The organism is Streptomyces sp. NPDC005775, from assembly GCF_042871565.1.
In the GTDB taxonomy this organism is placed as follows: Bacteria; Actinomycetota; Actinomycetes; order Streptomycetales; family Streptomycetaceae; genus Streptomyces.
In genome coordinates, this window is sequence record NZ_JBIAIU010000005.1 from 441,283 (window position 1) to 452,168 (window position 10,886).

The following is a 10,886-nucleotide window of genomic DNA, read 5'->3' on the forward strand; positions in this document are numbered from 1 at the left end:
GTGAAGAAGATTAGCGCACGTCGGGGCCAGTCCCAAAATCGATACCTGCGTCGCTACTCGTCCTCGGCCAGCGTGAGCTCGACACCGCCCACGAAGCCGGCCGACAAGTTGTAGATGAAGGCACCCAGCGTCGCCAGCGCGGTCGCCAGGACCACGTCGATCACCGCGATGACCGAGGTGAAGATCAGCACCCGCGGCAGCGAGAGGAACGACTGCAGGTCGAAGCCGTTGCCCTCGTTCGAGCCGGTCGCCTCGCTGATCGTGCCGCCGACGGTCTCGAAGACGCCCATCGCGTCCATGACCATCCACAGCACCGCCGACGCGACCACCGTGCAGATGCCGAGCGCGATGGACAGCAGGAAGCTGACCTTCATCACCGACCACGGGTCCGCCTTGGCAACGCGCAGACGCGCCTTACGGGTACGCGGAGTCGTCCGCGCCCCCGTCCGCGGTCTGCGGGCCGCCTGGGCCGTCCCCGCGCCCGGCACGGCGCCCTGCTGGCCTCCGTAGGACCGCCCGCCACCCTGGGTCCCGCCCGGAGGCGAGGGGTAGGCCTGCGGCGGGTGGTACGGGCCCGCCTGGCCCGGTGCGGGTTCCCGCTCACCGGGCAACGGCCCGGTCGCGTAACCCTCGTACTGGGGCTGAGGGCCCCGGGTATCCGTCACAGTGCCCCCTTGGGAGTCCGTGGCAGGGCCACGGGCGCCGTTGCCGCCGGCTCCGGAAGCGGCCGAACCTGCGCCCGTGGCTCCACTCACGCTCTACTCCTCGTGCTCCCCGGTCGAGGACGTGGTGCCCTCGACTCCGTCGACCGTGCTCTCGGCAGCCGCGTCGGCCGTGGTGGCCTCGGCCGAAACCGCCTCGGCCGCCTCGCCTTCGGCGTCCTCGACCCCGTCGACCTCTTCGGCCTCGCGACCTGCCTCGGCGTTGCGAGCGATACCGACAACGGCATCGCGCTTGCCCAGATTGATCAGTTGGACGCCCATGGTGTCACGGCCCGTCTCCCTGACTTCATTGACTCGCGTACGAATCACACCACCGCCGAGCGTGATGGCGAGGATCTCGTCCGTCTCCTCGACCACCAGCGCACCGACCAGCGAGCCCCGGTCCTCCACGATCTTGGCGGCCTTGATGCCCAGGCCGCCGCGACCCTGGACGCGGTACTCGTCGACGGGGGTCCGCTTCGCGTACCCGCCGTCAGTGGCAGTGAACACGAAAGTACCGGGCCTGACGACATTCATCGAGAGCAGTTCGTCTCCCTCGCGGAAACTCATGCCCTTGACACCCGAAGTGGCGCGGCCCATCGGGCGCAGCGCGTCGTCCGTCGCAGTGAACCTGATCGACTGGGCCTTCCTGCTGATGAGCAGCAGATCGTCCTCGGACGACACCAGCTCCGCACCGATCAGCTCGTCGTCGGAGCCGTCGGCCGTCTCACGCAGGTTGATGGCGATGACGCCACCGGAACGCGGCGAGTCGTAGTCCTTCAGCGCGGTCTTCTTCACCAGACCGCCCTTCGTGGCCAGGATCAGATACGGCGCGGCGTCGTAGTCGCGGATCGCCAGGATCTGCGCGATCTGCTCGTCCGGCTGGAAGGCCAGCAGGTTCGCCACGTGCTGACCGCGGGCGTCACGGCCGGCGTCCGGGAGCTCGTAGGCCTTAGCCCGGTAGACCCGGCCCTTGTTGGTGAAGAACAGCAGCCAGTGGTGCGTCGTCGACACGAAGAAGTGGTCGACGATGTCGTCTTCCCTGAGCTTCGTGCCGCGCACACCCTTGCCGCCGCGCTTCTGCGAGCGGTAGTCGTCCGTCTTCGTGCGCTTCACGTAACCGCTGCGGGAGATCGTGACGACGATGTCCTCCTCGGCGATCAGGTCCTCGATGGACATGTCACCGTCGAAGGGCACCAGCTTGGAGCGCCGGTCGTCGCCGAACTTGTCGACGATCGCCGCCAGCTCCTCGCTGACGATCTGCCGCTGCCGCTCGGGCGAGGCGAGGATCGCGTTGTACTCGTTGATCTTCGCCTGGAGCTCGTCGTGCTCGGCGGTGATCTTCTGGTGCTCCAGCGCGGCCAGCCGGCGCAGCTGCATCTCCAGGATCGCGTTCGCCTGGATCTCGTCGATCTCCAGGAGGCCCATCAGGCCCTCGCGCGCGATCTCCACGGTGTTGCTGCGCCGGATGAGGGCGATGACCTCGTCGATGGCGTCCAGGGCCTTGAGCAGGCCGCGCAGGATGTGCGCGCGCTCCTCGGCCTTGCGCAGCCGGAACTTCGTACGCCGGACGATGACCTCGATCTGGTGCGTCACCCAGTGACGGATGAACGCGTCGATCGACAGGGTGCGCGGCACCCCGTCCACCAGCGCCAGCATGTTGGCGCCGAAGTTGGTCTGCAGATCGGTGTGCTTGTACAGGTTGTTCAGTACGACCTTGGCGACCGCGTCCCGCTTCAGCACGACGACCAGGCGCTGACCCGTACGCGACGAGGTCTCGTCACGGACGTCCGCGATGCCGCCGACCTTGCCGTCCTTGACCAGGTCGGCGATCTTCTGCGCGAGGTTGTCGGGGTTGGTCTGGTACGGGAGCTCCGTCACGACCAGGCACTGGCGGTTCTGGATCTCCTCGACCGCCACGACCGCGCGCATCGTGATCGAGCCGCGGCCCGTGCGGTACGCCTCCTCGATGCCCTTGCGGCCCACGACGAGCGCGCCCGTCGGGAAGTCCGGGCCCTTGATGCGCTCCAGCAGTGCGTCCAGGAGCTCCTCGGGCGACGCCTCGGGGTGCTCCAGGTACCACTGCGCACCGGCCGCGACCTCGCGGAGGTTGTGCGGGGGGATGTTGGTCGCCATGCCGACCGCGATGCCCGCCGAACCGTTGATCAGCAGGTTCGGGAAGCGAGCCGGGAGAACCACCGGCTCCTGGTTGCGGCCGTCGTAGTTGTCCTTGAAATCGACGGTCTCCTCGTCGATGTCCCGGACCATCTCCATGGACAGCGGCATCATCTTGCACTCGGTGTACCGCATGGCGGCGGCCGGGTCGTTGCCCGGGGAACCGAAGTTGCCGTTGGAGTCCACCAGCGGCATGCGCATCGACCAGTGCTGCGCGAGGCGCACCAGGGCGTCGTAGATCGAGGAGTCGCCGTGGGGGTGGTACGTACCCATGACGTCACCGACGACGCGGGCGCACTTGTAGAAGCCCTTCTCGGGCCGGTAGCCGCCGTCGTACATCGCGTACAGAACCCGGCGGTGGACGGGCTTGAGGCCGTCCCTCACGTCGGGCAGGGCGCGCGACACGATGACGGACATCGCGTAGTCGAGGTAGGAGCGCTGCATCTCCGTCTCGAGCCCCACGGGCTCGACACGCATGCCCACACCCTCGACGGGCGGAACCTCTTCGGGCGTCACGGGGACAGGGGTGTTCTCGTCGGCCATTGCTGGTCAAAGTCCTTTCGCGCTGCGGCTTGCTTAACGGGCCGACTCAGATGTCGAGGAAGCGGACGTCCTTGGCGTTGCGCTGGATGAACGAGCGCCGCGCCTCGACGTCCTCGCCCATCAGCACCGAGAACAGGTCGTCGGCCTGCGCCGCGTCGTCGAGCGTGACCTGGCCCAGGACACGGTGGTCGACGTCCATCGTCGTGACACGCAGTTCCTCGGCGTTCATCTCACCGAGGCCCTTGAAGCGCTGGATCGAGTCTTCCTTGATCCGCTTGCCGTTCTGCTTGCCCAGGGTCACGAGGGCGTCGCGCTCGCGGTCCGAGTACGCGTACTCGAAGTCGTCCCGGCCCCACTTGATCTTGTAGAGCGGCGGGCGCGAGAGGTAGACGTGCCCGGCCTCGACCAGCGGTCGCATGAAGCGGAAGAGGAACGTGAGCAGCAGGGTGTTGATGTGCTGGCCGTCGACGTCGGCGTCCGCCATCAGAATGATCTTGTGATAGCGGAGCTTCTCGATGTCGAAGTCCTCGTGGACCCCGGTGCCGAAGGCCGAGATCAGGGCCTGGACCTCGGTGTTCTGCAGGATCTTGTCGATCCGGGCCTTCTCGACGTTCAGGATCTTGCCGCGGATCGGCAGGATGGCCTGGTACATCGGGTTACGGCCGGACTTCGCAGAACCACCGGCGGAGTCACCCTCGACGATGAAGATCTCGCACTTCGTCGGATCGTTGGACTGGCAGTCGCTCAGCTTGCCCGGCAGCGAGGCGCTCTCCAGGAGCCCCTTGCGACGGGTCAGGTCACGCGCCTTACGGGCCGCCACGCGGGCGGTCGAGGCGGCGATGCCCTTGCGGATGATGTCGGCGGCCTCGTTCGGGTTCCGGTCGAACCAGTCGGTCAGCTGCTCGTGGACGACCTTCTGCACGAAGGTCTTGGCCTCCGTGTTGCCCAGCTTGGTCTTCGTCTGGCCCTCGAACTGCGGCTCGCCGAGCTTCACCGAGATGATGGCCGTCAGACCCTCGCGGACGTCCTCACCGGTGAGGTTGTCGTCCTTCTCGCGCAGCAGCTTCTTGTCGCGCGCGTACCGGTTGACCAGCGAGGTCAGCGCCGCACGGAAGCCCTCCTCGTGCGTACCGCCCTCGTGCGTGTGGATCGCGTTGGCGAAGGAGTAGACACCCTCGCTGTACTGCGTGTTCCACTGCATGGCGATCTCGGCCGAGAGGAGACGGTCCTTGTCCTCGGCCTCGATGTCGATCACCGACTGGTGGATGACGTCGCCCTTGCGGGAGTTCAGGTACTTCACGAAGTCGACGATGCCGTTTTCGTAGTGGTACGTGACCGTCCGGGCCGGCTCCTCCTCGGGAACGTCGACCGCCTCGGCGCTGTCCGCGCCCGCGGTCGCCTTCGCCGACTCCCGCTCGTCCGTGAGCTTGAGGGTGAGGCCCTTGTTGAGGAAGGCCATCTCCTGGAAGCGGCGCGAGAGCGTCTCGAAGGAGTACTCGGTCGTCTCGAAGATGTCGCCGTCGGCCCAGAAGGTGACGGTCGTGCCCGTCTCGTCGGTGGCCTCGTTGCGGGCCAGCGGGGCGGTCGGGACGCCGAACTTGTAGTCCTGGGTCCAGCGGTAGCCGTCCGTCCTGACCTCGACGGCGACCCGGGTGGACAGGGCGTTGACGACGGACACACCGACGCCGTGCAGACCACCGGAGACGGCGTAACCGCCGCCGCCGAACTTTCCGCCCGCGTGCAGGACGGTGAGGACGACCTCGACGGCCGGCTTGCCCTCGGACGGCACGATGCCGACCGGGATACCGCGGCCGTTGTCGATCACGCGCACCCCGCCGTCGGCGAGGATCGTGACGTCGATGGTGTCCGCGTGCCCGGCCATGGCCTCGTCGACCGAGTTGTCGACGACCTCTTGGACGAGGTGATGGAGACCGCGCTCACCGGTCGAGCCGATGTACATGCCAGGTCGCTTGCGGACCGCGTCCAGACCCTCGAGCACGGTGATCGCGCTGGCGTCGTACGAGGCTTTCACCTCGCCCGAGGCGGGAGCGACGCTGCTCTCACCGGGGGTGGACGGAATGTTCTCGTTGGGGTTGCCGGAATCGGCCACGAAGCGCCCTTTCTGGCACAGCACAGGCCGTTCTCCGGGCAGGCGGGAGCGGCTGCGTCGTTCGGCTTGTATCGACGAATCCCGCAGGGACGCGGGATTGTCCACCAGTCTACCGGTAGCGCCGACCCGAATGGGGGTTTGCGGGTACCTGAGTCCGCATGTGCCGCCCTGAATGAGCGCCTGACGACTCCCCATATCCAGGAAGGGGCCTCAAGAGGCTCACACGGGCGTTGAGCGCTTCGGCCTGTCAGCCTCCCACTACGGTGAGGGACGCGTACTCCCCGCCGTACGGTTTCAACCCCCGCACACCCCCACAACACGGGTACCGCGGTCATCGGCGACAACAGGGGCACACCGCTGCCCGGGCCCCTCGCGCGCAGCGCCGGGACCGTCGTACGGCAGGAGGAAAAGGCCAGGTCGGAGCAGGTCAGCCGTAGGTGTCGCCCGGGCCGGTGCTCCCCGGCGCCCGCAGCGGCCCGTAGCGGCGGGGCGGGCCGCCCGGCCCCATCACCTTGATCAACCGGACCGTGCCGTGCCCCAGATCCGCGTTCAGCCGGGCCACGAGCTGCGGGGCCAGGAGCCTCAGCTGCGTCGCCCATGCCGTGGAGTCGCACTGCACCGTCAGCACCCGCTCGTCGGGGTCCTCGTCGTAGCGCAACGGCACACAGTGATTGGCCAGATCGTCACCCACGATCTGCGGCCAGCGGCCCATCACACCGCCCACCGCGGCCGGCGTCTCCCAGCCCCGCTCGGTGATCAGACGGTTGATCGCGGCCCCCAGCGGCAACGGGTCCCTGCCGTCCGCGCGCGCCCCGGAGCGCAGCCCGCCGCCCCTCCGCGCCTGCTTCTTCTGCTGTGCGGCCGCACCCCGCGCCTTCGCCTGCTCCTTCGCCGCGCGCAGGGCCACCCGCGCCAGGTCGACCCCCGAGGGCTCGGGCTGCCTCGCCGGATCCCCGGCCGGGTCCTTGCCGTCCCCGCCGCTCACAGCCGCTCCACCTCGCCGGCCGACACCGCGTACCGCGTCCCCGCGAGCACTCCGGGGACGTCGTCGTCCACCGCGGCCGTCACCAGCACCTGCTCACCGGGGGCCACCAGCTCGGCCAGCCGCTCCCGGCGCCGTGCGTCGAGCTCGGCGAAGACGTCGTCCAGCACCAGCACCGGCTCGTTCCCCTCGGAGCGCAGCAGATCGTACGAGGCCAGCCGCAGGGCCAGCGCGTACGACCAGGACTCCCCATGGCTCGCGTACCCCTTGGCCGGCATTCCGCGCAGACCGAGGACCAGGTCGTCGCGGTGCGGGCCGACCAGCGTCACACCCCGCTCGATCTCCTGCTTGCGTACCTCGGCGAGGGCGGCGATCAGCTGCGCGTACAGCTCCTCGCGCGTGCGCGCGGGCTCCACATCCGGGCCCACCGAGCTCCGGTACTCCAGCGTCACCGGCCCGCCGCCCGGCGCCACGTCCGCGTACGCCTTGTCGGCCAGGGGCTGAAGCGTCGCGATCAGGTCCAGCCGCTGTGCCAGCAGCTCGGCGCCCACCCGGCCCAGATGCTGGTCCCACACATCGAGCGTCGACAGGTCCATGGAACGCCCGCCGTGCCGGCGCGCCATCGCCGCGGACTTCAGCAGCGTGTTGCGCTGTTTCAGCACCCGCTCGTAGTCGGAACGCACCCCGGCCATCCGCGGCGAGCGCGCCGTGACCAGCTCGTCGAGGAACCGCCGACGCTCGCCGGGGTCTCCCTTGACCAGCGCCAGGTCCTCCGGGGCGAACAGCACCGTACGCACTATCCCCAGGACGTCACGAGGCCTGACCTGCGACGATCTGTTGATCCTGGCTCGGTTGGCCTTGCCCGGATTCAGCTCCAGCTCGACCAGTTGGGACCGCTCGCCCTGGGTGACGGCGGCTCTGATGACGGCCCGGTCGGCGCCCATGCGCACCAGGGGGGCGTCCGAGGAGACGCGGTGGCTGTTGAGCGTCGCGAGGTAACCGACGGCCTCGACGAGATTCGTCTTGCCCTGGCCGTTGGCCCCCACGAACGCGGTGACGCCCGGGTCGAGAGGCACCTCGACCCGGGCGTACGAGCGGAAGTCGGCCAGCGACAGATGCGTGACGTGCATGGTGTACGCCGACCTTCCCGGCTTCCTGCTCCGTGGTGCGGGACGGACCGTCCGGTCAGGCCCGCACCACGTCGCGGTTACTTCGTGTTCCCGACCGCTACTTCTTGTTCTCGACCGCGTGGCCACCGAACTGGTTGCGCAGCGCGGCGATCATCTTCATCTGCGGGGAGTCGTCCTGGCGCGACGCGAAGCGCGCGAAGAGCGACGCGGTGATCGCGGGCAGCGGCACGGCGTTGTCGATCGCCGCCTCCACGGTCCAGCGGCCCTCACCGGAGTCCGCGGCGAAGCCACGGAGCTGGTCCAGGTGCTCGTCGTCGTCCAGCGCGTTGACCGCCAGGTCGAGCAGCCAGGAACGGATGACCGTGCCCTCCTGCCAGGAACGGAAGACCTCGCGCACGTCGGTGACGGAGTCGACCTTCTCCAGCAGCTCCCAGCCCTCGGCGTAGGCCTGCATCATGGCGTACTCGATGCCGTTGTGAACCATCTTCGCGAAGTGGCCGGCGCCGACCTTGCCCGCGTGGACGGAACCGAACTCGCCCTCGGGCTTCAGGGCGTCGAAGACCGGCTGGACCTTCGCGACGTTCTCGGCGTCGCCGCCGTACATCAGCGCGTAGCCGTTCTCCAGGCCCCAGACGCCGCCGGAGACTCCGCAGTCGACGAAGCCGATGCCCTTGATGCCCAGCTCGACCGCGTGCTTCTCGTCGTCCGTCCAGCGGGAGTTCCCGCCGTCCACGACGACGTCGCCGGGCGAGAGCAGTTCGGACAGCTCGTCGACCGTGGACTGGGTCGCGGCACCGGCCGGGACCATGACCCACACGACGCGCGGGCCCTTCAGCTTGCCCACAAGCTCTTCGAGGCTGTGGACATCGGCGACGTCCGGGTTGCGGTCGTAACCGATGACGGTGTGGCCAGCGCGGCGGATGCGCTCGCGCATGTTGCCGCCCATCTTGCCGAGGCCGACGAGACCGATCTCCATCAGAGATTCCTTAAGCGTTGTGCCGATTCGTACCCAGGACCGAGCCTACGCCCGGCAGGGGACAGGACGCCGGGCATGCTCGGCGCTGAACGTGCCCGTCGGGTCCTGCCGCGCTTCCTCGAGCGTCGGCAGGACCGGTGACCGGATCAGCCGGAGAGGCGGACCGGCATGATCAGGTACTTGTACGCGTCGTCCGCCTCGGCGTCCACGGCGGGCCGACCGCTGAGCAGCGCGGGCTTGGTGGACGTCGTGAAGGAGAGCTGGGCGACCGGCGAGTCGATGGCGCTCAGGCCGTCCAGCAGGAAGGTCGGGTTGAAGGCGATCGAGATGTCGTCGCCCTCCAGCACGGAGTCGACGCGCTCCACAGCCTGTGCGTCGTCGCTCGAACCCGCTTCGAGGATCAGGACGCCCTGCTCGAAGCTGAGCCGCACCGGGGTGTTCCGCTCGGCCACCAGGGCCACGCGCTTGACGGCCTCGACGAACGGGGCGGTCTCGATGACGGCGACCGAGTTGAACTCGGTGGGGAACAGCGTGCGGTACTTCGGCAGGTCGCCTTCGAGCAGCCGGGTCGTCGTCCGCCGGCCCGCGCCCTCGAAGCCGATGAGCCCTTCCCCGGCGCCGGAGCCCGACAGGGCGAGCGTCACGGTGTCACCGCTCGTCAGCGCCTTGGCGGTGTCCAGCAGCGTCTTGGCGGGCACCAGCGCGACGGCCGAGGCGTCGGCGTTCTCCGGCTTCCAGAGGAACTCGCGGACCGCGAAGCGGTAGCGGTCGGTGGAGGCGAGGGTGACGGTGTCGCCCTCGATCTCGATGCGCACACCGGTCAGCACGGGCAGCGTGTCGTCGCGGCCGGCGGCGATGGCGACCTGAGCGGCCGCCGAGGCGAAGACCTCACCGGGGACGGTGCCGGTCGCGGTCGGCATCTGCGGAAGCGCGGGGTACTCCTCCACAGGAAGGGTGTGGAGTGTGAACCGCGAGGAGCCGCAGGACACCGTCGCCCGTACACCGTCTGTGGAAATCTCCACCGGCCGGTTGGGCAGGGCGCGGCAGATGTCGGCGAGCAGCCGGCCGGAGACGAGCACCGTGCCGTCCTCCTCGATCTCGGCGTCCACCGAGACCCGGGCCGAGACCTCGTAGTCGAAGCTCGAGAAGCTGAGGGCACCGTCCTCGGCCTTCAGCAGAAGGCCCGCGAGAACGGGCGCCGGCGGACGGGCCGGGAGGCTACGGGCCACCCAGGCCACAGCCTCCGCGAGTACATCGCGCTCCACCCGGATCTTCACCGGAACCGCCTCCTGCTGTTGCTCGCTCGCCCTGCTGGCCTTCGTCGTCTGGTCGGGTCGCTCCACCGATGCCGGGGGGAGGACGCCGGGACCAGTCTGACGTACGGCACCGACACTCGGTGCTGCTCGGGGTCAAGTCGCGACGAGAGGTCCGGGGAGCTCCGGCGCCGAGTTGTGCACAGGCCCCACTTCGAAGCGGATTCCGGGCTAACTATAGGTGGCAGTAGTAGTAGGGCCTGTGGAAACGGTGGATAACGTCGTTTTCGCAGGTCAGACCCGGTTTTTTGTCCACCGACCCTGTGGGTGGCACCGGTGGACAACTTGGTGTTTCTGTGGACACCCGAAAGTTGTGCACACCCGATACACAGGGCAGGGGGGTTTCTCCCCAGGACTGTCCCCAGCTTTACCCACGTTCCCCACAGCCCAACCGACCCTCTCGGTGTGACGGCTTTCACTCGGGGCGGTGAAAGCGGGTGTCACGTTGCCGAACAGTGGACAGCGGTGTGGAGAAGCCCTCCCGATCTGGGGAAAACAGCCCCCTGCCTGTGGGCCGACGGTGGACAACGCGGATCGGCCCCTGTGGACGAAAAACTTGTCCACAGGCTGTGGATCATTGTTGACCACAAATCCCCAGGCCTCTGAGCTGGCCTGATGGAGTATCGGCTGTCGCGCCTGTGGATGCAGTATGGACAACTTTTGGATCCCCAGGCTGTGGAGGGAAAATTCTTCCCAGATCTGTGGAGAACAGCCGTGTCCTCGCGCGTATTCGAACAGCGCGGCCGGTCGCACGCGCTCGTCCTGGTCGCCACGGCGGCGGGTGAACGCCTCTCCGAACGCCGCGCAAGGGGTTGCCGGGCCCTCCACGGGGAACGGAGAAGGGGGGGGGGGGGGCGCCCGCGGCGGCCCCCCCCCCCCCCGGGGGGGCCCGGGGGGGGGCGGGGGGGGGGGGGGGGCGCCGGGGGTGTGTGGGGTGGTTGGTGTGGTGGGCGGGG

Annotated in this window: 7 protein-coding genes; all 7 read right to left on the bottom strand. The window is 68.7% G+C overall.

Annotated elements, in window-relative coordinates; all coding sequences use genetic code 11:
• Window positions 1-53 precede the first annotated feature (53 nt).
• Complete coding sequence (locus tag ACFYPA_RS15510) at window positions 54-665, bottom strand: DUF3566 domain-containing protein (RefSeq protein ID WP_359082574.1); 612 nt, start codon at window positions 663-665, stop codon at window positions 54-56.
• 93 nt (window positions 666-758) lie between these two features.
• Complete coding sequence (gene gyrA, locus ACFYPA_RS15515; RefSeq protein ID WP_359312897.1) at window positions 759-3,419, bottom strand: DNA gyrase subunit A; 2,661 nt, start codon at window positions 3,417-3,419, stop codon at window positions 759-761.
• Window positions 3,420-3,465: 46 nt separating this feature from the next.
• Window positions 3,466-5,553 carry a DNA topoisomerase (ATP-hydrolyzing) subunit B gene (gyrB, locus tag ACFYPA_RS15520; RefSeq protein WP_359082576.1) on the bottom strand — a complete coding sequence of 696 codons (2,088 nt, stop codon included), beginning with the start codon at window positions 5,551-5,553 and terminating at the stop codon, window positions 3,466-3,468.
• Between the two features lie 403 nt (window positions 5,554-5,956).
• Window positions 5,957-6,514: a DciA family protein gene (locus ACFYPA_RS15525; RefSeq protein ID WP_359082577.1), complete on the bottom strand. Its 558-nt coding sequence runs from the start codon at window positions 6,512-6,514 to the stop codon at window positions 5,957-5,959.
• Window positions 6,511-7,641, bottom strand: a complete 1,131-nt coding sequence (recF, locus tag ACFYPA_RS15530; RefSeq protein ID WP_359312899.1) for a DNA replication/repair protein RecF — start codon at window positions 7,639-7,641, stop codon at window positions 6,511-6,513. The genes ACFYPA_RS15525 and recF overlap by 4 nt, the downstream gene beginning before the upstream one ends.
• 97 nt (window positions 7,642-7,738) lie before the next feature.
• Window positions 7,739-8,617, bottom strand: coding sequence for a phosphogluconate dehydrogenase (NAD(+)-dependent, decarboxylating) (gene gnd, locus ACFYPA_RS15535; RefSeq protein ID WP_359082579.1), 879 nt, complete (start codon window positions 8,615-8,617; stop codon window positions 7,739-7,741).
• Window positions 8,618-8,763: 146 nt separating this feature from the next.
• Window positions 8,764-9,894 carry a DNA polymerase III subunit beta gene (gene dnaN / locus ACFYPA_RS15540; RefSeq protein WP_359082713.1) on the bottom strand — a complete coding sequence of 377 codons (1,131 nt, stop codon included), beginning with the start codon at window positions 9,892-9,894 and terminating at the stop codon, window positions 8,764-8,766.
• Between the last annotated feature and the right edge of the window lie 992 nt (window positions 9,895-10,886).

Excerpts from the sequence above, each read along its gene's own strand:
- gnd (WP_359082579.1), bottom strand. The coding sequence starts at position 8,617 with ATGGAGATCGGTCTCGTCGGCCTCGGCAAGATGGGCGGCAACATGCGC.
- recF (WP_359312899.1), bottom strand. The coding sequence starts at position 7,641 with ATGCACGTCACGCATCTGTCGCTGGCCGACTTCCGCTCGTACGCCCGG.
- gyrA (WP_359312897.1), bottom strand. The coding sequence starts at position 3,419 with ATGGCCGACGAGAACACCCCTGTCCCCGTGACGCCCGAAGAGGTTCCG.